Raw genomic sequence first — 22,773 nt, forward strand, 5'->3', positions numbered from 1 at the left:
GGCCCCAGCGAAAGCTATTAGTTAACTGTTCAGTTCGTTTTCTAGGCACTTAGCGGCGAGACGAATTCACAAAATACCCTAATTGGAGCCTTGTAGCTGAAAAGTACCACGCTGGACGCAGCAGCCAACCCGAGGTTTGTCCGAGAAGTCAAATTATGTCAATCAATTTTTCCAGGAACATTAAATGACTTCCATCAGCTTTAGTTAAGTAAATATTACCATTCACAACTCAATCCATGGTGCCTAAGAAGCGACCCTATCTTACCACTTTAGCGGTACCCTCTACCGGCAGAAGAGGAACCGTCAGGGAGACGCTAACTAGGTATCCCTGGTGTTGAGCCGGTACAAAATCTTGCATCCGATTAAACAAGCGCGTCACCTCCTGGTACGTACTCGGGGGTATGCTTCCAATACTCGGGGCCGTACGTAGGGTCGGTTGCGTCGGCTTCCCCTGTCTATCCACGGTAAATGAGAGAAATAGCTGCTTGACCCCAGCAGGACGCGTGATGTGGTGCTGTTGGATCAACGCCAACAGCACCTCGCTCCCCCCGTCTTGGTAGAAGGGCATTCGTTCCGCATAGGCATACACCGGTTCATAATTAGGTAGGAGTCGAAAAGGCGAGCTACTCGGGCCAAGAAGGGGCGCTTGCCCCCACCCGGGATGGCTGAGCAAACTTAAACTCAGGGTCCAGCCGAGCGTCGAGAGGATTCGATTCAACCAAGGACAAACAGGCCTAAAGGGGAATGAGGGCATATCAGTTTCTAGAGTAAAGTAAATCTGAAGTAGCTAACGCTAGGTGAGTCAAAAGGGTATACACCAGCACCTTATGCTGTGGTCAGTAAAGTGAAATAAGACGTGTCGATTTCTGTCGTATAAGTAGTTGTGGCTGTTGCAAAAGTCGATGCCCATTCAGGTCGGCCCCAGCGAAAGCTATTAGTTAACTGTTCAGTGGCCAGAAAGGGGCTGCTTACGTAGGGCTTTTTGCTACCTTCCAGACTTTTGCAACAGCCACTCCTTTTATGTTCAGTAGCTTCAGTTGATCAGCCGTACTTCTGCTGTAGTTGCTCGTCGATTGCCTTGGCGTCTTTAATACACTCTAGCACTAGCTGCTCTAGATCGGCCGCTCCCGTAGTTTCTACCTGTGGCCCGCGCTCAGAAGTCAAGCGTACCTGATAGACACCATTGGAGCGCTCGTCATAGGTTAAGGTCCACCCCATCGGAATGGTGGGAAAGTCTTTGACGGTGAGCATATGGGGTAATAAGGACATAGACGCTGGCGCACTACCTGCCAATCGAACCCGAAATACGGTCTTCCCGAACGACGGGTCAGATCCCGTTAAGCGCTGCTGTGCACAAGAGCGTGCTATACAGAAGCCAGTAGGTTATTCGTGGCTGTAGGTCACCTCCGTGAAGATATGTACCCGGTTTATTCTGTGCTTTGTGATTTTTTCCAGGACTTGATCGAGGAGCTTTTCCAGATTGCCCTGCCAAAAATAGGGCGCAGACTTCGCAGCTAGTACGGTGTTGCCGTGGCACAACTCCCACTGCACATAGGCTTGCTGTTCATTGAGGTAACGGATGGTCACTTCGCCAGTGCAAGGCAGCGCGTGATTGTCAACATGAGCAAGGGCCTGGATTCTCATCGGATAAACGCTGGATCGTTCGTTGTACACACGCCCATTAATACCCGTCTGGTATAAAGGAAAAGTGAAATTAGGCAGTCAGCACGTCAGTTGCTAACACGGAATAGCTGATTAACACGAACCGTGTTCGGATTACCTAATGAAAAACACCTCCGAAAAACCGCGTTTTCGGGGCGTTGACGCAGGTACCGAAACCATTCGACATAGGGCTCTATTTTGAACACCCATACGTTGGGCAACTGACGTCTTTAACGGGTATGCTTTCGGGGAAAAGAAACAGTGCTATTGCTGGTAAGAAGAGTGGGTGGCAATTTTGTCAGCTACTGTTGCAACGCATTTGCAATGCTGGTACTCTTTCACTTATACTTAATACTATCTTCCTTTTGCCTTATGAACCGTGCCCTCTACTCAGCTCTTTCCCTTTTTCTGTTCGCCCCGAGCCATACTACATGGGCACAGACATCCGCTACGCAAGTGGTCCCCCAGACAGCGGCCGCCTCGTCGGTCGCGATACGTCCTTTTCAGGTTGCCTACCTCCGTCTCGGCTTAGGCGCGAGCTATGATATTTATAAATACTATCGCTGTGCTCGCCTCTCCGTGGAGTATGCCCCGCTGCTGTCTCGCCGCTTAGGCTTAGCCGGGCGCCTAGTGGGCGTAATAGGCAAACCGACGAGCGATTTTGAAAAACAGCTTCCCCAACAGAATTACAAAGCCGCTTATGTAGAACAGGAGGTACTCTTCTACCCGTTCGGTAGTGAGAAGCGCGTGCGCTTTGCCTTGGGAGCAGGGGGCTTTGCCGGCTACTATAAGCGCAATAGCTTCGATTATGTGAGCGGCGTGAGCGGCCAAGTCACCGATTATAAGCTAGCTTCTCAGGACGGAGTACACGCTGGCTACCTCGGCTCCCTGAGTGTCGAAGCGGGTCTGGGTAGCCAACAGCGTTGGCAGGTAGGCGTGAAGTCTACGATTCAAAATGGCATAGAAGGTGTTAGCACGCTGCGCACCCATAGTCTAACGCTGGCTCGGCGGCTGTAAGCACGGAGGTTAGGCAGCAAGCTAGCCTCCAAGTACCACTAGGCGAGTAGCCCTGTCGGCCCGGGGGTTCACGGCCGACAGGCACCAAGAGCCCGCAAGCCAGGGGCCCGTGTTGCGGCGGGAGGCCGAGCGCGACATCGTGTAGACAGGAGCCGTTGACAAAGACGCCGGGCGAAAAAGCAGTTGTCTGGCTTTGTAGTGGCTGCTGGCCGAGGCGGTGCGACCGGAGCCGCTTCAGGTGGCAGGGCCCCGAGAAGGGGGGAGGGAGAGGAGCATTCTACTTGACATAAAAATAACTTCTCGGACATTACTACGAGCACCTAGTCGAGGCGAACTGTCCCGGCAGAGTCTACATAGAAGCTGCGCTTTTCTTGCATAATCTCTCCTTTTTCTACTGTGACAGTATAGGTATGTCGAATCTGATGACACCGGTATTGACCAGTTTTGCCGCAGGGAAAGGAATTCGTTTCAAATGAACCGGGCTCGTAGTGGGTGCCGTTCCCTTTTGCGTACTGCTGCATATAGGCCAGTACTGCCCGCTCTGCGTCTTGTTCCTGCTGCGTAGCGGTAGAAGTACATGCCGGCAGTAGCGCGAGCAAAAGGCACCATTTATTTAGGCTAACCACATTGTAAAGCAATTAAGGGGGAGAGGTATAGAGCGACTGTTATAGTGCTAAATGCCGAGCACTCTAGGTAGATAGAAGCGAGAAATAGGCGGCTGACTGGCACTATTTGCGGGAAAGTTGCTTAACACGAACTGTGTTGAAAGTCAAGAGTTGAGGACAAGTTTTGAGGTAAAATCTTCTTGATAGGGTACGCCCGATTTGACGATAGCGAAAGCCTGCTTGAGCAGCTTGTTGCAGACGGCAATCAGCGCCAGCTTTTTGTTCTTGCCCTTAGTCACGAGCCGATCAAATAAGGCTTGGCACGCAGCGTTCTTTTTCTTGGCGGCGAAGCTGCACATGAACAACTTAGAGCGAATTAAGGCCCCGCCCATCTTGGTAATCCGCACCTTACCGCGGACACTGGTGCCCGAGGTGTGCTCGCGCGGGGACAAGCCCGCCATGGCAATCAGTTGACGGTAGTTGTCGAGGCGGGTAAAACCGCCCGCAAAGAGCAAGAGCATGCCCGCCGTTTTGCGTCCGATGCCCGGAATCGAGCACAGCAGGAGTATCTCGGCGCTAAAGCGCTGTTCGAGCAAGGCTAGTAATTCGGCTTCCACCGCTTCTACTTGTTGGGTGAGCGCCTTCTGGAGTTGCTGCAGCCGTTTCAGCGCTGCCTTGCTAATGACCGGCTGTCGTTGTAAGGCTTCCAATGAGTTACTAACCATCGTTTTCTGCTTGAGTAGCTGTTCGGTGACCTGCTCGAGTTGCCGGCACTCCACCAATAGGGACTCCTCGGGCTGCCAAACCTTGACCGCTTGTTGCTGACCATAGCGCAGCAGCCACTGCGCATCCTTGCGGTCACTTTTGCCTTTGCTCAAGTGCATCTGGATAAAGCGTTTGATAACGAGCGGGTTGAGCACGGCGACTTGGCCACCCTGTTCGTGCAGATAATAGGCCACGGCCAGGTTATAGGTGCCCGTAGCTTCCATCACAAACCGGCAGTACTTGCCGCAGGCCTTGACCAGTTGCTGAAAGCCGGCTTTGCTGTTGCTCACTTCCAAGTGCTTGAGCTGCTGATCAACCTGAAAACAGACGGCCAGCGTGGCTTTGCTTACGTCAATGCCGACAACGGGAAGAAATGAATGTGGATCCATAGCGCAACCTGAAAAGTGAGGTGGTCTAGCTACGCCGCACAGAGGTGGGACGCAGTTTGAAAATGGGTTTCGAAGTGGTTGGGGGCGAGGTAGCCGAGGGCGGAATGCCGCCGTTCCGCGTTGTAATAGGCGATATAGTGACTGATTTCCAGGCGCGCTTCGCTTAAGTTGCGGAAGCTGCCGCCAGCGAGTAATTCGGTTTTTAAGCGACTCCAAAACGATTCAGCATGCGCATTATCATAGCAGTTGCCGCGGCGGCTCATGCTCTGTACGGCTCCGTAGCGAGTCACTAAGGCCTTGAAGTTGGTTGCCGAGTACTGGCTGCCCTGGTCGGAATGGACGATGAGCCCGGGCGCTGGCTGGCGCACGGCCAGGGCCCGACGCAACGCCTCAATGACCAAATCTTCCGGCATGGACTCGCGCACGTCCCAGCCCACGACTTTGCGTGAGTAGCGGTCGAGCCAGGTGGCTAGATACAGCCAACCACCGCCCTGTTTGGGCAAATACGTGATATCGCCGACCCACACCTGGTTGGGTGCCGTAGGAACCGGCTGGCCCAATAAACGATTCGGGGCCGCCCGCCTGTTCGGGTCGGAGGTGGTCGTGCGCGGTACAAACGAGCGGGGCTGCTGGGCCCGCAGGCCCGCCGCGGCCAGCGTGCGCCGGATGCGCCAGCGGCCCACTGGGTGCCCCAGGGCGTGCAGGTCGGCCCGCAAGCGGCGGGTACCGTACCGAGCGGAGTGCCACGCAAACTGCTTGCGCACCGCCACTTGCCAACCTGGCTCGGGCATCGGTCGCCGTCGCCTTTGCCACGCATAGTAGGCGCTCGGCCCTACGTGCAGCACCTGACAGAGCTGGCGCACGGGCACCTGGGTAGCGCGCTGGGCGATGTACTGGTAAGTACTCACCGGGTCGGCTGGCCAAAGATGACCAAGGCTTTTTTTAAAATGTCCAGCTCTTGCTCGGCCCGCTTGAGCTGGGCGCGCAGCTGGCGCACTTCCGGGTCGCGGGCCACTTCCACGCTGCCCACTTCGGCCACGAGTTGGGCCTGCTGCCAGCGGTAAAGCAGCTTGGGGCTAATGCCCAATTGCTGGGCGGCGGCCTGCGTGCTCCGGCTTTCCGAGGCTAGGCGTAGGGCTTCCGCCTTGAAGGCGTCATCGTATTTGCGCCGTCTATCCGGCGTGGACTTGCTGCTTTTTGCGCTCATGACTCAGGAAATATACGTCCTGTTTCTGTGCGGTATAGTTAGACCACCTCAATAAGCCCAAGCAGGGAATATTCCACCCGAGTAAGGCAGTGCGGCCTAGTTTCTTCCAGCGGAAGACGGCATAATAGACCAGTGGTGCACTCAGGCCCGACAGGGTATCCCAGTTGCGGCCTTCAAAGGTCATCAGGTCCGAACGACCTTGTACAAAAACAGCCCGAACAGGACCAGTTCCACGGGCACGCGTACTACATGCAGCCAAGTGAGCGTTTCAAGGCGTAACTCGTCGGTCGTCGGTCGTCATTTTGCTGACGCCCACGTTGGCGGGAGACTACCGTGCAAGTACCTCGAAGGGACACTTCGATTACGCTTTCCTCCCGGTAAAACAGCATTTCCCACGCTGGCATAGTTGACAAGTACATGAGTACCCTTCCCAAACAACCCTTTGTCAACCCGCTCTTGCCGGAGCACCACGCGCTGGCGCTCGAAGCTGCCGCCTGTGCCGAACGAGTGTTGCCTTTCTTTGAGCAGATGCATCCTGATGATGCGCGGCCTCGCCTCGCGCTGGCTACGTTGCGCGAGTGGGTACAGGGGCAGGCCAGCATGATGGCGTGTCGGCAAGCGGCCTTCGCGGCCCATGCGGCCGCCCGCACCGCTAGTCAGCCGGCCGCCGTGGCCGCTGCCCGCGCGGCTGGTCAAGCAGCGGCCGTCGCGCATATGTATACGCATGCTCCCCACGTTGTGAGCTATGCCGCGAAAGCAAGTGCGTTGGCAACGTGCGAACACTCAGACACCCCCACAAACGATCCATCATAGGGAAGCCAGAGGCCCGGTCAATACCTGGGCTCTGTCGTGAATAAGGAGCCCGAACAAGACTGGCTATACGGCTCATTCCAGTGGTATCACTAGAGTAGTATCGCTCCTGTACGCAGGCAATAAATTTGGTTGACCTAATAGAATTGCTGCAGTTACACGCTGAAAAACGCTACGGTTGAGCTGGATATGACTAGGAATAGTTGCTTCTTTATTCTCAGAATAAGGCAAGTATTTCTAAAAAAATCATTACTCCTACCTTCTCTTTTATGGTATCATCCTTTACCCGTTTATTGCTACTGGCAAGCTGTTGGACCTTAGCCTTCACTGCCGTGGCTCGGTTAGGCAGTCCGCTGCCCGTCAGCGCCCCGCAGGTCGGCCGCCCCAATCTATTGCCCAAAGGCCCCGTGCGGCTCACTTCGGCAGGGCAGTTGAACTCCCCGACTCCCCACTCTGCGGCCCGCATTACCGCGTCGGTCAGTCGGGAATGGACGGCCACTTATAATGGCCCTAACTTCCCGGTAAACGAAGCCGTGGAGGTGGCCGTGGATGGGGCGGGCAACGTGTACGTGATAGGCACGACGATTGACAATTCAAATACCACCAATTATGCCACCGTGAAGTATACCAGCAGTGGCCAGCCGGAATAGGAAGCCTACTACGATGGGTCCAGCAGCCGAAGTGAGGATACGCCCGCAGGTATTGCCCTGGACGCTACGGGCAATGTCTATGTCACCGGATCTTCTCTGCTTAACAACACGACCACCGACTACCTGACGGTTAAATACACCCAATCCAGCGACACGCCTCTTACCCTGACCACGACCGTGACGAATGCCGGATGTGGCACCGGCGGCACTATCGATTTAACGGTCAGCGGCGGCGTAGCGCCCTACCGCTACCGCTGGAGTGGCCCTAACGGCTTTAGCGCCACGAGTAAAGACCTCAGCGGCCTGTAAGCCGGTACACACGGTCTTGGTCACGGATGCCGCTCAGAACACCGCCAGCCAGCAAGTGACCGTCTCGACCAGCACCCTGGACACCACGCCGCCCGTGGTGCGGGCCGCGGGCTTCTTGGTGGCGTTGAACAGCGACGGTACACGCACGATTGAAGCGGCCGACGTGGACTATGGCAGCACCGATGCGTGTAGTGGCATTGCTTCACTGCGTATCAAACCCAGCACCTTTACCTGCACCAACGTGGGTCCGAATCAAGTGACGCTAACGGTAACTGACAACGCCGGCAACTCGGCCAACGAAACGGTCACGGTAGTGGTGGTGGATAATACGGCGCCGGTGGTGGTAGCCGACGCCACCTGTACCAGTAATCTGGCTAGCCAGAGCGGCAACGGCCCAACAGGTGCCAGCTTCAGTAACGAGAACCTACTACAGGCGTATCCGAACCCGGTAACCGACCAAGCCACGGTCTCCTTTCGCCCGACGCAGGCCGGCACGGCGCAGGTGAAGATCTACAACCAGCTTGGGGTAATGGTAGCCACGCTCTATGATGGGCAGGTAGAAGGCAACCGCCTCTACAATGTGACGCTGAACGGCCAACCGCTGGCCAGTGGCGTGTACAACTGCCAGCTCATCACCAATGGTAAAGTTACCAACCAGCGCCTGCTCGTCAGCAAGTAAGCGCTTAATCGGCCAACAGCAAAAGTCCCGGCACTTATCTAAGTACCGGGACTTTTTGCTTCAATAGCCTTCTCACAGTTGAGTCGTCAACGTCTGATAAATTTATCAAACGTTGGTAGAAGAAAGAAGCCCGGCCAATGACCGGGCTTTGTTGTGTTGCGCGTTACCCGTGCACACAAGTTCTGAGCTAGTTGGTTGGGGCATTGCTACTGCGGCCGAATGGGGGCATCTTGGTAGCTAATCCGAAAGGATCCCTCGCTCAGCTGCATCGCCTCTGCTTGTTGGCTATAGCGCCCATTGCGGATAAGAGTCGCGTCGAACCGCCCCTCAATTACTTTTTGTACCGTATCCAAGCGCGTGATCTGCAGCGTTGAGGCCGTGGGAACCGTGACATTACTGTACTGATTCGTCTCGCTATCTTCACCCACCAGTTGCCGCCACGCTAGACTGATCGGACTCGCCGCGACGGGTGTTCGTAGGTTCGGCACTACAAAGCCCAGGTACAACGTCTGAGTTTGGCCGGCCTCAGCGGCTTTACTGCTCAACACGGAAAAGGAAGCCAAGGACTTGTCGTAGATAGCCGTGCCTTTTTCCTCCCAGACCGTTCCATCCTGGGTTACGTGGAAGAACGAGGCAGCTTGCGGTTCTGCCTTCTCTTTGGTGCAAGCGGTGGCACTAGCTAGGACGAGGCTGCCGAGGAAGGAGTAATAAAAAATGCGACGCATAAACAGAAAACGAAAAGGTTCTTCCGCAGGAGACTGGTCCGACCCCGAAGGTTGCACCATTGCTCTGCAGAAAGGCCGTTAGTGGAAAAGAGGGAACATATTTACAAGTTGGAGCGCAACACCTCCAACCTCATGCTCGACACCCTACGTAAAGAGTTTACTGCAATGCAGACTGTTGTTAAGATTCAGTTAGTATAGCAGATAGCCTAAAGCCCCTCTCACTCCAAACCATGTTCCCGCCCTTACTCTGGATTGGCTACTTTCTTGGTATCTGCTTCGTGGCCACCATTTGGTTTCGCAGTATGGACACCGACCTAAAGCGTATCCTCGTGGTGCTGGCAGCGCTGCTGGCACTGGTGCTTATGACCTACAAGATCAGCACGAAATACTACTCCAAAAGCCCAGCGTTGCGGGAGGCGCGCTAGGCCGCTGCCAGAGGTCGTTTTCCATAAACGGACGAGAACATACTTTTACTCCGCCGCCATCCAGCAAAAATTAGTACCACCCAAGAAAAGGTGTCCTTTCCAACGGACACCCTTTCTTGGGTGGTACAGCATCTCTAAATGTGGGCACTACTTACGATTGATAATCTTATCAACCGTAAGTAGTGTCCACTGGTAAAACCACCACGGGGAAGCGAGTTGCGTAGTGCGCTAACTTACTTGACTACGGCACCACCGGCGGCCGTCCAGGCAATTCGTCCCCGCTCAAAACGGCTCACTCGGCCGCCGGGCTGGGTTTCCTCATCGGAGGCCGGGTAGCCTAAAGTGGAACGTTCCCACCCTAGTGAGGCCCATTTATCCCGGATGGCCCCGTGTATTTCATGCGCCCCCAGTTGCGGCGTCCAATAAATCGAACCTCCTTGGAAATGGGTGTAGCGCCCTTTGCCATCGGGAGTAGTCATTTCATCGGTCAATGGATAGCCCAGGAAGGAACGTTCCCACCCTAAGGAGGCCCACTTATCCCGTATTGAGCCATGTATTTCGTGTGCCCCTATCTGTGGCGTCCAGTAGATGGAACCGCCCTGAAAATGGTTGTAACGGCCTATGCCGTCGGGAGTAGTTAGTTCATTGGTAAGCGGTTGCCCCAGGAAGGAGGAGGCTCCACCAAGCGCGGCCCACTTACTGCCAATGTCACCACCCACGGCAAACTGCGTCGGCATGATCAGCGAAGCATAAATACAGTTCATGTTCATCCGCACCACGGCCGGAAAGTTGGCGCGGCCCCCTGTCTCGCTCAGCTTGGAAATGAACGTGGAGAGGCTGTTGAGGATCTTGGCCGATAACTCGGCAATGGCCGTGGCGGCGGCGCCAACGGCGGGGCCTCCGATGGCGGTACCTCCCGCGCCAGCGGCCCCGGCAATCAGTCCCGTATCTAGGCTGGTCCGGCCCTGAATGGCCATCACGACGCGCGAGGAAATAATCACGCCGTTGGCGGCGAACTCCATTTCCACCTGGGCATGATCATCAGCGGCCATGCCCCGGATATGATCCAGTTTGGTGGAGATAAATAGGCCGCCGGTAGGGGTGGGAGAAACAGTGGGTTTGTACGTGCGGTAGTTACTATCGGCACTGGTGTACTCGGCCGCGGTACCGTTTTTCTTGTCCCAGCCGGTAAGTTGCTGGCCTAACTTGGCCATGTTAAATTGAAGCGTGCTCATAAAAATGGGGTTGGTTGAGGAAATAATCAGGGAGGCCAAGATAGGCCACTCACCAACACCAGCATATCGCATAAACATGTGGTATACAGCAGATTGTGATTAATCATAGAAGGACGGTAATGCAGCGTAGTTGACCGAAGCATAGCGTGCAGTAGGGCATTGCTTTCGTGTTTTTCATATGGCCTATAAGCCTTTAAGATCCCCCTAGCAAAGAGGAAGCCCGACAAATAGCCGGACTTCGCTGGGTTGACTAAAGCTTTCTGGTGTAGCATCTACGGACTGCAATGCACGCGGGCAAACCCCTGTACTTGATACAACAGGTCATCGTCAAGATTATGCACGGCTTTTACTTCGTTCGTGGCAGCGGCTAGTAATTCCGCCACATAAAGCGCATGCTCTACCCCGAAGCCTGAGTAGTGCATATCTGCTTGCTGCTGGCATTTCCGCTCGATCTTGCTAACCCGTTTGTGGAAGCTGCATAACGCAAGTCCTCAATCGAAAAACGAGCGGTTCAGTTGGTGAAACCCGGCCGTATCCTTCCTCCATTCCTAGGCGTCCCACGCCCGTACGTCGTCTGCCAGCATCACCTCGTCAATGCTCATGTTGGATTCAGCATCCTTAGGACCTTTCCAAAGCCAACCAATAGGAGCGGAGGGGCCTTTTCTACCCAGTTCTTCGGACGTAAAGAGGTAGGCATTGACCACCGTAGCCCGCCCGAATCGTCGAAAGCCGGCGGTGCCCTGATACTGCTTGTAGATTTCGGTTAGCGCCTGTTCCAGTCGTTGCTTGGTAGTTGCCTTCTGCTGGCTCAGGCCGGCATGCACCAGCACCTGTGCTTCGTTGTGTACTTCTACGAATTGCACATCGAATACGGCGTACTCTGCAGCGTTGTCTTCTAGGCACTCAAGCTAGCGAATTACCAACCAGCAGCGCCTTACTTTCTCTGTAGGAGCACAGCAGTAGGGCTTGTTATTCGTTGGCGCTCTTAGTTTCCAGCCTCATAGCCGAAAGCCTCTGGTCGCGCTTGGAAACGGAGGTACTCGAACGGCGCGAACGGCCCGTTTTTGCCGACCTGACCGATGCGCAACGCAGCGTGGCCGACTATTTTGACTGCTGCAATCACGAGCGACTGCCTGCTAGCATCGACTACCAGGCGGCGTATCACGCTCATCAACAGCTCCTGCCACTTAGCACCCTAAACTGTCCAGCATAATCGGACCACCTCACACCTCATGCTAAGGTGTTCAAGTCGATGCGCATTGTCTGTGAATTTTACGGACCATAAATCAGGGGCAGAAGAGAAGAAAAAAGCAACACAAGCATCTCTTCTTGCTTATGAGTTCCAATGCATAGCAAGAGATATTACACTGTGTCCTTTCGGCTAACATAAAGGGCATTTTGGTTAAACTTTCTGCGTCAGTCGGGATCAACCTTTGTGCTGTTCAGCAATCAAAACACAGCTCTGTATGAAAGCAGTCAGAATCCATGCCTTTGGGGGCCCCGAGGTGTTGCGCCTAGAAGACGTCGCCCGGCCGGAGCCAGCCGCCGATGAACTGCTCATCCAGGTGGTTGCCAGCGGCGTCAACCCGGTCGATTGGGTAGTGCGCGAAGGGGGCAACGATGCCTTGCGGGCCTACCTGCGCCTGCCGATGACCTTGGGCTGGGATGCCGCCGGGGTGGTCGTGGCCATGGGCAGCGCCGTCACCGGGTTTGAGATAGGCGATGCCGTCTACGGCGAACCCAACTTTCCTGGCGACGGCAGTTACGCCGAGTATTGCGCCGCCAAAGCCAGCCAGTTTGCCCACAAGCCCGCAAGCCTCAGCTTCTTGGAGGCGGCCGGCGTGCCGCTAGCTGGACTCACGGCCTGGACCGCCCTCTTCGAGCACGGTCGGCTGCAGCTAGGCCAGCGCGTCCTGATTCAAGGCGCGTCGGGCGGCGTAGGCAGCTTCGCCGTGCAATTTGCCAAGGCCAAGGGCGCGTATGTCATTGGCACTGCGTCGGCTGGCAATCTGGATTACCTACGACAATTGGGGGCCGACGAAGTACTGGACTACCGGAGCCCGCAAGTAGAAGAAATGGTGCGCGATGTCGACGTGGTGCTGGAGGCCTCACCGGTACGCGACAACGTGGCCCGCGTGAAAGCCCTGACGGCACTGAAAGCGGGCGGCATATTCGTTAGCGTCAACACCGATTTTCCCTTCGACGAGGCGGTGCAGGCAGCTTTGGCCCAGCAGCACGTCACGGGTGTGCTCTCCGCTAATCAGCCCCGCCAGGCGTGGCTTCAGGAAATTGCGCAGCTTATCGACGCAGGGCAAGTGAAAGTTTTCATCAGCCAAGTGTTTCCGTTGGCGCAGGTAGCCGACGCCCACCGCGAAAGTCAGACCTGGCATGTACGGGGCAAACTGATCTTGCAAGTACACGCTGACGACGACTTGGCATGAGGCGTTTTTCCATGATCAGCGAGTTCCACGACTTTGTGCAATTGCCTCCACCTCAACATCCGCTGCTGAGCGTGGTGGACGTGAGCACCGTGCCGCACCGCTACGGACAGCAGCCGACGAGTATGGTCTTTGACTTTTACTCTATTTCCATTAAGCGCATGCGCAACGTGCATGTCCACTACGGGCAGCAGCCGTTCGACTTCAACGAGGGGGTACTTTCATTTATGGCGCCTCACCAAGTGTTTAGCATGGCCGTAGCCGACGCGGCCGAGGAAGTGCAAAAATCCGGCTGGGTGGTCTATATTCACCCTGATTTTCTGTGGAATACGCCGCTGGCCACCACCATTCGGCAGTACGATTTTTGGGAGTATTCGCTCAAAGAGTCTCTATTCCTGTCAGCGAGGGAAGAAGCCACTATGCTGACCCTGCTCTTCGCGATGCAACAGGAATATATGTCCACCATCGACCGGTTCAGCAAGCCGATTATTGTGTCGCATCTGGACAGCCTACTCCACTACGCCGATCGGTTCTACCACCGGCAATTCCTTACCCGCGAAAAGGCTAACCATGAGGTGCTCACCCGCTTGGAAACCCTGCTGCACACGTATTTCAACAGTCCGGAGTTACCGGAAAGAGGCGTGCCCACGGTGCACTACGTGGCCGACTGCCTACACCTCTCGCCCAAGTATCTGAGTAACCTGTTGCGCGTGGTGACGGGGCAAAACACACAGCAGCATATTCATGCTCAGTTGATTGTAAAAGCCAAGGAAAAATTATCGACTACCTCTCGAACCGTAAGCGAAATTGCCTACGAACTTGGCTTCGAGCATGTGCCCTCGTTCAGCAAGCTCTTCAAGGCCAAAACCAACTTGTCGCCGCGGGAATTTCGAGCCGCTTTTCCGTGATAAAACAAGGCCCGTAGGAAAGTGGTAATGAGATAGGTGCGACACCTTTCCGAGAGTATACCAAGTGGCTATACGCTTTCGAGAAGTTGGTCACTTGCTTAAATTGGTCACTTGCTTAAATAGGAGGCATCTCATTCGTAAGAATTGAAACACATGAGACAACCGAGTGAGGGTGGTATAGCAGAATCCAAAACCGGATTCTGTACTTGAGTGGAGAGTGAGCTTTAAAAAGCAGTAGTCTCACTTTTGGGAATGAGACGTGTGCTGTCTGCCCTGTGGTCGAAAAAAGGAAAGAGCTGCCCCACTAGGGGACAGCTCTTTCTATGAATACGCCTGATAAATGCTGATTATTTGAGCAGTTCAGCGCTTTGGCGGCACACGTCGCGGGCAATCGCCAGGTTGGTGTTGCGCGAGTTCACTGCCAAGTAGATGAACTTCTTGCCGTCGTCGGTCAGGTTGATGAGGTGAATCTGGTTGGTGAGGGTGATGAGGATATCATCAATCTTTTCGCCTTGCAGCTTCAGGGCCGACATGGCCTTTTGCTTCTGCTTGACCACTTCCGTGTTGTAGGCAGCCGCCGTTTCGGGGTTGAGGCCGGGGGTAGTGCTGTGCGAGGCCAGGGCCATGCCCGATTGGATGTCAACTACGGCTACGGCCATCAGGCCCGGCAGCGAATCAATGATTTCTTGTACGGTTTGACCGGCGGGGGTGTTGGTAGAGTAAGCCATGGTAGTAAGCGCGTAACTGAAGCGGAGTTGAAGATTGAAGTAGTTGGAGTAGTTGGAGTAAAGCGTCAAGCGAGTGATTCGTCTTGCTTGGGTGGCCTTGCTGCCCCGTTGACAATACAAGGATAGGGCAAGGCTGAGCCGGCTGCCGGACTTATTGCTGAGTTGCCGGTTTTTTGCAGTGAACGGGCATGTTTTTACAGTCAAGCAGCAAGCTCGTCCGCAACCTACTCCTTTACCTTGTCCGTTGCCTACAGAATAGTTAAGGCTTCTATCTATGTCTGATCCTACCGGCCCGAGCCGGCACAGCGCCATCGCTAACAGGCAAGCAAATAAGCGCGGGCCTCGTCCAAGCTGGCAAACGCGTTCGACTGATTCTGCTGTTTGCGCGCCTCAGCTTGCATTTCGTGAACGGAGAGTCGGGCAATCACATCCTTTGCCATCCAGAAGGCGGTGCACAACTGTGCGGGACGTGCAATGCTGCCGCCATACCAGTCCTGCGTGAGCAAGGTCTTTTCGGCCTCCGACAGCGGGGGAATCAGGTGCATGTCCACTAAAACACGGTGCCACCCCCGCCGTAGCAGCAACTGGCCTAAGTGCGTGAGCAGGGCCCGCAGCTCAATGAGCTGCCGGGGAACCGGGTAGTACTGGACGAAGGCATATTCGTTCGGGTCCTCGGTGATGCGCCCAATGGCGTTTTCAAAATAGACGGAATGACCGGTCGTCGGCATAGCAAATAGCTTTGGACAAAGCTACCACACGTTACCTAAAAAAGACCCGAAAAGCATCTCATTTACCGTGTTTACAAGGGTGTTAGGCGAGAGTAGAAATGCCTCTCATCACGACTCGCTTCTCCTGGGCGAGCAAGTTGCGCTTATTAAGCGGATTCTTTCCCTGTTGGACTTGGCAGCAGAAAGCAAATCTGCTTTCTGCTGCGAAAACAGAAGAAGTCTCAAAAGTGGGAATGAGACTTTTGGGACACTAGTCTATATAGCGAGTAGTATTCCTATCCACGACTGGGCTACGCGGCCACTACAGGGTTCGGGCTCGTCGAAGGATGTGCTATGATATAAAAAGGCAGGGGTTCAACACAGGACGTTCGCTCATACTTGTCAATCTTTGATTCGCTATGTAGCATAAGCGAACAGAGCATAGTGAAATAGTTTCTCATGGGTAGACCAGTAGGCGTCGGCTTGTATAAGTACGAAAAAGCTAGGTGCCCGTGCTAAATGGCTGTCTGGAGGGTGACCCTATTCTTATACAGCTGAAAAAGACAGAACCCGTTTGGCTAACCAAACGGGTTCTCTATATCACAAAGCCTTGCCCCTCTTCCCTGCTGCGTAAACATACTGCTTGGCTTCCGACACTGGGTAGCTGATCCGGTGGGTAAGAAATAGGAGTCGGTCAACTTCATTAACTTCTCGCTCAATGAATTGAGCCGTTACCAGTTCACCGACCGTTGAGCCAAGGGTAACGTGAACTGCTCATTGTACCAGGCCTCCGGGCAAGGTGCCCACATAGAGTAGTTGGGAGGAGAAACAGCTACAAGACGTTTCTCGAGTAAGCGTTGGCGGCACCTCCGACCTTGGTAGTGTTGGCGAAGAAGGGTGATGAGCGCCCCAATAGGCAAGCCGGCCCAGGGCAGAACAAACACGACAATAGACTGCAACTCATCTTGACTCATCCCACTACCCTTTCTAGTCGCACTTATACAGCGATGTAAATATATAAGGCAAGTTTAATGTTTATAGTTATTCTATGTTAACTAATAGTCAATAAAACAATCTGGCCACGACGCTATTGGCTAATAGGCGAAAGCAAAAGCCTCACCCGAGTGGTCGAGGGGGGCTTTGTTGTTTCATAGCTCGGATCCTTCAGGTCAACTCACGCATACGCGTTGGCAACGTTCATAATGCTACATGAACTGCTTGCTTGGATTTTTTCGATTTCAATGACGTTGTAATCGTCACTGATGGTAAAGCCGAAGATGGAGCCATAATTACCGTTGAGGTATTTGGAACCATGATTACACCCGGCATCCACATCAAACAGGGCAGTAGGTCCGTAAATAGCGTCGTAATAAAGATTATGCTGACCCGCAGGCAGCGAGCCTAAGTAGTTCGAGGCGACCGTATTGCTATCAGTCTCGAAATACGTGCTCATGCCTGTAGCAGAGCCAACAAACTCAAGGCTCCACCAATTATGGGTTTCTTCCCAAAGCAAATAGATCGTTAGATCGACACCAGTAGTGGTTTGCTTGAACTGGTTCGGCGTCCAGGCAGCAAATACGTTGTTCTTCTGCCGGGAATGCGCAAACGAAGCTCCTGTGCGGACGAAAAGTGCGCCAGGCAAGCACCTCGTAACGTTCCTTAAACGTTACGAGGTGCTTTTCTCAATTCGCATCTTACAAACCACCAACTGCAAGGTGTCCAAGGAAGCTATGACGGGGAGGAAAGGAACGTGGCGGTACCCCCTTGCATTCAAGAATTTTATCGCGGGATAACTTCTATGCGGGTAGCTACTTTAGCAAGGAAACAGCGCAACGGTAGCGTAACAACGGATGATTTGAAGTACAGTGAAGCGCTAAGCGGAAATAGTGGGCCGCAGCTGGAAAAACAGGTCACTTTTGTTGAATTACTTGGATATTAATTGGTGCTATTTTTTTAATTTCTGGCGTGTCTACCCGTTGTGCCTGTTGGGCCATCGTTTGTCTCCTTCCCTCCTTCTTGAAGAAGCTGCTCCTCACGATCTGGCCTGGCTGCTGACTGGCCTGATAGCCTCAGCTAGTGCCCAGCTGGGTGTCCCGCCCATCCACTCACTCGCGCAACTCCAAGATTCGCTACGGGTCGTGGTGGCCCGCGAGCACATTCCCGGGCTACTGCTTACGCTGGTCCGCCACGACTCGGTGCTGTTCGAAGGCGGGCTGGGGCTGGCCGATGTTGCTGCCCGGCGGCTCGTGACGGCCCACACGCGCTTTCGCATCGGCTCGGTCACCAAAACGTTCGTGGCCGCCGGCCTGCTGCAGCTCATCGAGCAGGGCAAGCTGCACCTGAGCGACGAGGTACACAAAATTGCCCCCGAAGTTCCGATCGACAATCCGTGGGAAGCCACCGACCCCGTGCGCGTAGTCCACCTGCTCGAGCACACGGCCGGCTTCGACGATATGGCCCTCAACCACCTCTATAACCCGCCCCCTACCGACCCGCGCGGGCAGGCGGCGCTAGCCATCTTCCGTCGTGAACTGCACTGCCGCTGGCGGCCCGGCGAGCGGATGAGCTATGCCAACCCCGGCTACCAAGTAGCGGGGTACCTGCTGGAAAAATTCAGTAGCCAGCCCTACGAGCAGTACTTGACTGAACACTTGTTGCGCCCGCTGGCCATGCCCGATGCTACCCCGGCGCTGCACATCACCCCGGGACCCGGCATGGCGCAGGGCTACGGCTACCGCGACGGGCACTCCCAAGCCGTGACCCTGCTGCCCATCTATCCGGGTGCGGCCGGCTCGCTGAGCGCCTCGGCGGCGAACATGACGCAGTAGGTACAGTTTTTTCTGCACGAAGGACATACTGCCGATGGCCGCGTCCTGCTGCAGCCCGCCAGCCTGCACGAGTTGGAAACAGCGCATTTGCCCCTCTCCGAGCGGGCCGGCCTACGCACCGGCTACGGGCTGGCAAACTTTCCCCTCGGGTTTCAAGGTAAGGCGCTGTTCCGAGGCCACAGCGGCGGCATAGGCGGGTTCGTCAGTGCCTTCGGCTACAACCACGCGTTGGGCGTGGGCTACGCCTTCTCCAACAATGGCGAACAGCGCGTTCTGAAACTAGAGCAGTTAGTGCAAGCTTTTCTGCTGCAGTCGCTCCTCGCGCCCGTGCCGTTGCCCCGCGTGCCGGTCGATGCCGCCGCCGTGGCGCCGTATCTGGGCCATTGCCGGAGTGCGGCCCCGCGCTACGAGATTACAGGCCTTGCCGACTACTTGCTGGGGGGGCACGCACCTGTGCCAGGTAGGCAACATGTTGGTGAACAAGTCCCTGCTCGGCTCGGTTGACACGCTGCTGCCCACCGGCCCGCTCACGTTCCGCCGCTTGGGGCACACACGGCCACGCTAGTACTCACCCAAGATAAAGAAGGCCAGCGGGTACTGATCGAGGCGAGGTTACCCGCTGGGGATTACGCGCTGGCCGCCGGATTATAGTTGTGGCTGCCCCTAGCCCTGCTGGCCGGGTCGCAGGTGCTGATTCTCACCAGCAGCCTGGCCGCGCTGGTGAGTGTGGTGCAGGTACTGCGCCGGAAGATTCCGCGGGTACAGGTGCTCCCTCGTCTGTTGCCGCTGTTGGCGCGGGCTGCCTTGAGGTTGCCGTATGGGCCCTGATCAACTACCTCGACCACCTCTCGACGGACGGCTATTCGGGCCTGTTGGTAGTCTTGGGCGCGGCGCTGGAGCCGCTGCTGTTCGTGGACGGGGTGGGGCTCACGGTGCGATACTTCAAGCAGTTTCGGCGTCTGGCCGTAGCCTGGTACTTGCTGCTCACCTATGGCGCACTGGGCTGGCTGGCTGGGCGCCTGTGGCTGTCTGAGCCTGAACCTATGGACGGTGTAAGAAGAGTTGGTCTAGTGAAAACGGACAGATTTGGAGATGTAGGTCGTTCATTTAGTCATCGGTTTAAGGCCCTTTTCCTCACCTACCGTTTCGCGATAAGAGCACTAAAAACCGGGGCTAAGAAGTAAGGCCAGAAAAGAAACAGCGGTTGTCTCTTTGGTCCTGCCTTCCTAACCCAGTGCGGTCGGTAACTCCCTTAGCAGCCCTCGCCCTACCCGATTACGCCAGCGCCTGCTGTAACTCGGCGGCTAGAGTGCGGACTAGCTCGGCGGCCGGCAAGGCCCGCGCCCGGCCGACGCCCGTGCCGGCCCATTGCACAGCAAATCCCGGTTCGCCCGCCTGCTGAGCTGCCGCCACCAGGGCCTTGCCGGCCAGATAGGCCCGCGAGTACGTCGCCACCGGCGGGCGGCCCGGCTGGTCGACCTCCTGCATAAAACGGTTCACCAGCCCCCGCGCCGGGCGGCCGGAAATGACGGTGGTTAGCGCGGTAGGCAATGGGGGCTGGTGCAATAGGGCCGCCCGGTAGGCGGGGGAAGCAGCCGATTCAGGGCAAGCCGCGAAGGCCGTGCCAAGTTGTCCGGCCACGGCGCCGGCCCGCAGCGCGGCTGCTAGATCGGCCCCGTCCATAAGGCCCCCAGCCGCAATGACCGGCAGGCGCGTTTGCGGCACCAGCTGCCGCGTCAAGTCCAGCGTGGCGATGTTGGGCTCCACTGTGGGGTCGAACGTACCCCGGTGCCCGCCTGCTTCCACGCCTTGCGCCACGAGCATATCGACTCCAGCCGCTTCCGCGGCTTGTGCCTCGGCCAGGGTCGTGACACAGGCTAGCAGCACGGCTCCGGTTGTGCGTAGGGCCGTCAGCTGCGCCGTGGTGGGCAGACCAAAGTGGAAGCTGATCACCTGGGGCCGGGCCTGCACCAGCACGTCCAGCAGCGCCTCATTAGCGCGAAAGCTCGGGTAGACTTCCTGTAATTGCGGGGGCGGGGTACTGTGCAGGCTGGTGAAAAAGGGCGTCAAGTAGGTGAGCCATTGCGCGTCGTGGGCCGGGTCGGCCGGGCTGGGCGCATGACAGAACAAGTTGACGTTGATGGGTCGGTCGGTCGCCGCGGCCAGCGCCGCTAGTTGCTGAGCCAGGGCGGCGGGCTGAGTCAGGGTCGCGGCGGCGAAAGAACCTAAGGCTCCGGCCTCCGACACGGCTACGGCTAGGGCCGGGGTTGAGACGCCCGCCATGGGGGCCTGAATCAGGGGAACGGACAAGCCTAAACGCACGCAAAAGACATTCATGACAAAGAGGGCTAGCGAGGGCAACTCAAGCAACTAACATACAGGACTGTGGCGCTCTGTGCCTATCTACGTACCACCGGGTATGGACCGCTGAAATAGGAGTCGGTGGATGTATGAACACACTGCCCGTGTACTGTCCCCCAACGAACGCGGCGGATCAGCGCGTTGCCTGGAACAGATACGGCTTAACGTGCTTTCTATGGCGTGCTAGTCCTCTCACCAGTGAAAGGCATGGATGAGTCAACTGTAGCGGTTGTTTCATGCTAAGGAGGAATGAGCGAAGAAGTTATCGTAGACCGCTCCGCTTTATCCCACTATAAGGACATTGTTCAGATACACAGATGACTTTGATGCCAAGACGACTAGTTTGCCTAGTATTTTTTGGTATTCCTCTTCGTTGTAGTGGCCTACTATCGGAATGGTCGTTATGAGCTTCCATTTCCACAAAAATATCTTTTGACCACAACTTGATAACATATTGTCAAGTGGGATGCTAATTATAAGAATCAGGCAGTCATTTACTTAAGCCGGAGGTTTTGCCCTAGTTGTTTAATAATGACCTATTAAACAGAAATTAAAGTTGCGAACAGACTTGTCTGTTTTTATTCTATCCGCGTATATTTGCCCAGTGAAAACGCAAGACGCTCCCACTGTTCGCCAGCGCATCCTGGATACGGCTGCCCGGCTTTTCTACCAGCAGGGCTACCCCCTCACGGGCATCAACCAGCTCATCGCCGAGGCGGGCGTAGCCAAAGCCAGTCTGTACCAGCATTTTCGCACCAAGGACGATATTCTCCACGCCTATCTCCAGCAAGTAAGCCAGCAGTGGTTTCAACAGGTGAGCGAGGCGGTGGCGCAAGGCCACTCCCCGAAAGCAAAAGTGCTGGCCGTGTTTGACATGCTGAAGGAGTTCTTGGTCGCCGTGAATTTTCGCGGTTGCAATTTTCAGAATGCTGTAGTGCAGCTGGCGCCCGAGGAGCAGGCCATCCGAACCTTTATTCAGGCGCACAAAGCCCGGATGGGCCGGGTGTTTGCTGAATTGCTAGCTGATGAAAGCCTAGCGGAAGAAATAACCCTGCTATTCGAAGGGGCCTTGATAAGCAGTCAAATTCGCGGTGACCTCACGCCCGTAGCTACCGCTCGGCGCCTAGTCGAACGACTCCTGTAATTTTTTTACCCTTTTAAAACAGACCGGTCTGTCCAAATTCAGTTAATCTGCCAGTTCCGCTCCCGGCTTAAGCCAGAGCGGAACGGTCTTCCTGCAAGACTGTTCCGCAAACGGCCACAATGAGCAGGCACTAAACCAGAACAAAATCGGGAGAATTGCTCCTATCTGCTAGCGTTGTGCTCAAGCCCGTGGTGGTTTGGTTCGCGGGCATCACATTCCTATTCCTTGAAACCCATGGAAACTTCCCCCTCTACGCGCCCTACAGTGCGGTATGAGACTGTCGCCGTCGATGGCCTCGACATCTTTTATCGCGCGGCCGGCGACCCAGCCCACCCAGCCATTTTATTGCTACACGGCTTCCCTTCGTCCTCGCACATGTTCCGGGACTTGCTGCCGCTGCTCGCCGACCGCTACCGCGTGGTGGCGCCTGACCTGCCGGGCTTTGGCTTTTCCAGTGCCCCGGCGCGGGAAAAATTCGCCTATACGTTCGACCACCTGGCCGAAGTTATGAGGGCCTTTACCGAAGCCGTGGGGCTCACTCGCTACGCCTTGTACGTGTTCGATTACGGCGCCCCGGTGGGTTTGCGGCTGGCGCTGGCCCATCCCGAGCGCATCACGGCCCTCATCAGCCAGAACGGCAACGCCTACGAAGAGGGCCTGAGCGAGGGCTGGAACCCGATTCAACGCTACTGGCAGGAGCCCACCGCTCAAAACCGCGAAAGCCTGCGCGTGCTCCTAACCCCCGAGGCCACCCGCGACCAGTACACCTACGGCGTAACCGACCCCGCCCTGCTGGCGCCCGAAGCCCCGGCCCTGGACAGCGCCTTGCTCGCGCGCCCGGGCCAGGACGAAGTGCAGCTTGACCTCTTCGGCGACTACCAACGCAACGTGGTGCTGTACTCGCGCTTCCAGGAGTATTTCCGCACCCACCGTCCGCCGACCCTGGCCGTGTGGGGCCAACACGACCCGTTCTTCCTGCCCGCCGGGGCGCACGCCTACCGGCGCGATAACCCCGCCGCGGAGGTACATCTGCTCGACACCGGCCATTTCGCCCTTGAAACCCACGCAACTGAAATCGGCGACCTTATCCACGATTTTCTGGCGCGGGTGCTGTAGGCCGCCACTCCTCACGCCCCGAATGGTGCCCGCTCCTGCTTACCCAAGTTCAACTAACAACTTCT

General features: G+C 56.0%; 26 protein-coding genes and 1 pseudogene. 15 read left to right on the forward strand and 12 right to left on the reverse strand.

Features of this window, described 5'->3' with window-relative positions; translation table 11 throughout:
* Positions 1–1,041: 1,041 nt before the first annotated feature.
* Entirely contained in the window at positions 1,042–1,251 is a 210-nt protein-coding gene (locus G536_RS0124910) for a hypothetical protein (RefSeq protein WP_022826332.1), read from the reverse strand.
* A 132-nt stretch (positions 1,252–1,383) separates the two neighbouring features.
* Positions 1,384–1,644, reverse strand: coding sequence for a hypothetical protein (locus tag G536_RS0124915; protein WP_022826333.1), 261 nt, complete (start codon positions 1,642–1,644; stop codon positions 1,384–1,386).
* A 597-nt stretch (positions 1,645–2,241) separates the two neighbouring features.
* Here G536_RS0124915 and G536_RS0124920 point away from each other — a divergent pair.
* Positions 2,242–2,679, forward strand: a complete 438-nt coding sequence (locus tag G536_RS0124920) for a hypothetical protein (RefSeq protein WP_022826334.1) — start codon at positions 2,242–2,244, stop codon at positions 2,677–2,679.
* A gap of 769 nt (positions 2,680–3,448) precedes the next feature.
* Here the strand turns inward: G536_RS0124920 and G536_RS0124925 are convergent.
* From G536_RS0124925 to G536_RS0124935, 3 genes are read right to left on the reverse strand one after another with little or no spacing between them, the layout of a single operon-like run.
* Positions 3,449–4,438, reverse strand: a complete 990-nt coding sequence (locus G536_RS0124925) for an IS110 family RNA-guided transposase (RefSeq protein ID WP_022826335.1) — start codon at positions 4,436–4,438, stop codon at positions 3,449–3,451.
* A 29-nt stretch (positions 4,439–4,467) separates the two neighbouring features.
* The gene (locus tag G536_RS0124930) at positions 4,468–5,346 is read right to left on the reverse strand and encodes an IS3 family transposase (RefSeq protein WP_071837818.1); all 879 of its coding nucleotides are present in this window, start codon (positions 5,344–5,346) and stop codon (positions 4,468–4,470) included.
* A complete protein-coding gene (locus G536_RS0124935) occupies positions 5,343–5,645 on the reverse strand; it encodes a transposase (RefSeq protein ID WP_026880557.1) in 303 nt (100 codons plus the stop codon). Before G536_RS0124935 ends, G536_RS0124930 begins: the two co-directional genes overlap by 4 nt.
* Positions 5,646–6,062: 417 nt before the next feature.
* Here G536_RS0124935 and G536_RS29830 point away from each other — a divergent pair, with 417 nt between their 5' ends.
* The 5 genes and pseudogenes from G536_RS29830 to G536_RS0124955 all read left to right on the forward strand — a co-directional run bounded on the left by G536_RS29830 (position 6,063) and on the right by G536_RS0124955 (position 8,093).
* A complete protein-coding gene (locus G536_RS29830; RefSeq protein ID WP_022826336.1) occupies positions 6,063–6,458 on the forward strand; it encodes a putative immunity protein in 396 nt (131 codons plus the stop codon).
* A gap of 266 nt (positions 6,459–6,724) precedes the next feature.
* Positions 6,725–7,105, forward strand: coding sequence for a hypothetical protein (locus tag G536_RS29835; protein WP_157530946.1), 381 nt, complete (start codon positions 6,725–6,727; stop codon positions 7,103–7,105).
* Between the two features lie 33 nt (positions 7,106–7,138).
* A pseudogene (locus G536_RS33125) lies at positions 7,139–7,195 on the forward strand (SBBP repeat-containing protein); the annotation flags it as partial.
* An 87-nt stretch (positions 7,196–7,282) separates the two neighbouring features.
* The gene (locus tag G536_RS32835; RefSeq protein ID WP_245575889.1) at positions 7,283–7,414 is read left to right on the forward strand and encodes a SprB repeat-containing protein; all 132 of its coding nucleotides are present in this window, start codon (positions 7,283–7,285) and stop codon (positions 7,412–7,414) included.
* 16 nt (positions 7,415–7,430) lie between these two features.
* Positions 7,431–8,093, forward strand: a complete 663-nt coding sequence (locus G536_RS0124955; protein WP_022826339.1) for a T9SS type A sorting domain-containing protein — start codon at positions 7,431–7,433, stop codon at positions 8,091–8,093.
* Positions 8,094–8,299: 206 nt separating this feature from the next.
* Here G536_RS0124955 and G536_RS0124960 read toward each other — a convergent pair whose 3' ends face one another.
* Entirely contained in the window at positions 8,300–8,818 is a 519-nt protein-coding gene (locus G536_RS0124960; protein ID WP_157530947.1) for a hypothetical protein, read from the reverse strand.
* Between the two features lie 230 nt (positions 8,819–9,048).
* Between G536_RS0124960 and G536_RS0124965 the strand changes: the two genes are divergently transcribed.
* On the forward strand, positions 9,049–9,243 hold the full coding sequence (locus G536_RS0124965) for a hypothetical protein (protein ID WP_022826341.1): 195 nt from the start codon (positions 9,049–9,051) through the stop codon (positions 9,241–9,243).
* A 233-nt stretch (positions 9,244–9,476) separates the two neighbouring features.
* Here the strand turns inward: G536_RS0124965 and G536_RS31905 are convergent, their stop codons facing one another.
* Both G536_RS31905 and G536_RS0124975 read right to left on the reverse strand, forming a co-directional pair.
* Positions 9,477–10,478 carry an LGFP repeat-containing protein gene (locus tag G536_RS31905; RefSeq protein WP_211223359.1) on the reverse strand — a complete coding sequence of 334 codons (1,002 nt, stop codon included), beginning with the start codon at positions 10,476–10,478 and terminating at the stop codon, positions 9,477–9,479.
* A 548-nt stretch (positions 10,479–11,026) separates the two neighbouring features.
* Entirely contained in the window at positions 11,027–11,341 is a 315-nt protein-coding gene (locus tag G536_RS0124975) for a hypothetical protein (RefSeq protein WP_022826343.1), read from the reverse strand.
* A gap of 113 nt (positions 11,342–11,454) precedes the next feature.
* Between G536_RS0124975 and G536_RS32400 the strand changes: the two genes are divergently transcribed.
* The 3 genes from G536_RS32400 to G536_RS0124990 all read left to right on the forward strand — a co-directional run bounded on the left by G536_RS32400 (position 11,455) and on the right by G536_RS0124990 (position 13,824).
* Positions 11,455–11,691 carry a hypothetical protein gene (locus tag G536_RS32400; RefSeq protein WP_157530948.1) on the forward strand — a complete coding sequence of 79 codons (237 nt, stop codon included), beginning with the start codon at positions 11,455–11,457 and terminating at the stop codon, positions 11,689–11,691.
* Positions 11,692–11,944: 253 nt separating this feature from the next.
* Positions 11,945–12,919, forward strand: a complete 975-nt coding sequence (locus G536_RS0124985; RefSeq protein WP_022826345.1) for an NADP-dependent oxidoreductase — start codon at positions 11,945–11,947, stop codon at positions 12,917–12,919.
* Entirely contained in the window at positions 12,916–13,824 is a 909-nt protein-coding gene (locus G536_RS0124990) for a helix-turn-helix domain-containing protein (protein WP_026880566.1), read from the forward strand. The genes G536_RS0124985 and G536_RS0124990 overlap by 4 nt, the downstream gene beginning before the upstream one ends.
* A 347-nt stretch (positions 13,825–14,171) precedes the next feature.
* Here G536_RS0124990 and G536_RS0124995 read toward each other — a convergent pair whose 3' ends face one another.
* The 3 genes from G536_RS0124995 to G536_RS32405 all read right to left on the reverse strand — a co-directional run bounded on the left by G536_RS0124995 (position 14,172) and on the right by G536_RS32405 (position 16,901).
* On the reverse strand, positions 14,172–14,552 hold the full coding sequence (locus G536_RS0124995) for a hypothetical protein (protein ID WP_026880567.1): 381 nt from the start codon (positions 14,550–14,552) through the stop codon (positions 14,172–14,174).
* Between the two features lie 314 nt (positions 14,553–14,866).
* Positions 14,867–15,280, reverse strand: coding sequence for a hypothetical protein (locus G536_RS0125000; RefSeq protein WP_022826348.1), 414 nt, complete (start codon positions 15,278–15,280; stop codon positions 14,867–14,869).
* A gap of 1,153 nt (positions 15,281–16,433) precedes the next feature.
* The gene (locus tag G536_RS32405; RefSeq protein ID WP_026880568.1) at positions 16,434–16,901 is read right to left on the reverse strand and encodes a hypothetical protein; all 468 of its coding nucleotides are present in this window, start codon (positions 16,899–16,901) and stop codon (positions 16,434–16,436) included.
* A 355-nt stretch (positions 16,902–17,256) separates the two neighbouring features.
* Between G536_RS32405 and G536_RS0125010 the strand changes: the two genes are divergently transcribed.
* The 3 genes from G536_RS0125010 to G536_RS32410 all read left to right on the forward strand — a co-directional run bounded on the left by G536_RS0125010 (position 17,257) and on the right by G536_RS32410 (position 19,271).
* Complete coding sequence (locus G536_RS0125010) at positions 17,257–18,087, forward strand: serine hydrolase domain-containing protein (RefSeq protein WP_169515167.1); 831 nt, start codon at positions 17,257–17,259, stop codon at positions 18,085–18,087.
* Between the two features lie 87 nt (positions 18,088–18,174).
* A complete protein-coding gene (locus tag G536_RS0125015) occupies positions 18,175–18,591 on the forward strand; it encodes a hypothetical protein (protein WP_169515168.1) in 417 nt (138 codons plus the stop codon).
* Positions 18,592–18,740: 149 nt separating this feature from the next.
* The gene (locus tag G536_RS32410) at positions 18,741–19,271 is read left to right on the forward strand and encodes a hypothetical protein (RefSeq protein ID WP_033370832.1); all 531 of its coding nucleotides are present in this window, start codon (positions 18,741–18,743) and stop codon (positions 19,269–19,271) included.
* A 91-nt stretch (positions 19,272–19,362) separates the two neighbouring features.
* Here G536_RS32410 and G536_RS0125030 read toward each other — a convergent pair whose 3' ends face one another.
* Positions 19,363–20,397: an NAD(P)H-dependent flavin oxidoreductase gene (locus G536_RS0125030; RefSeq protein ID WP_211223360.1), complete on the reverse strand. Its 1,035-nt coding sequence runs from the start codon at positions 20,395–20,397 to the stop codon at positions 19,363–19,365.
* 655 nt (positions 20,398–21,052) lie between these two features.
* On the opposite strand from G536_RS0125030, the gene G536_RS0125035 reads away from it, so the two are divergent.
* Positions 21,053–21,592: a TetR/AcrR family transcriptional regulator gene (locus G536_RS0125035; RefSeq protein WP_022826356.1), complete on the forward strand. Its 540-nt coding sequence runs from the start codon at positions 21,053–21,055 to the stop codon at positions 21,590–21,592.
* 234 nt (positions 21,593–21,826) lie between these two features.
* Positions 21,827–22,708, forward strand: coding sequence for an alpha/beta fold hydrolase (locus G536_RS0125040; RefSeq protein WP_022826357.1), 882 nt, complete (start codon positions 21,827–21,829; stop codon positions 22,706–22,708).
* Positions 22,709–22,773 lie beyond the last annotated feature (65 nt).

The sequence above is a fragment of the Hymenobacter norwichensis DSM 15439 genome (genome assembly GCF_000420705.1).
GTDB lineage: Bacteria > Bacteroidota > Bacteroidia > Cytophagales > Hymenobacteraceae > Hymenobacter > Hymenobacter norwichensis.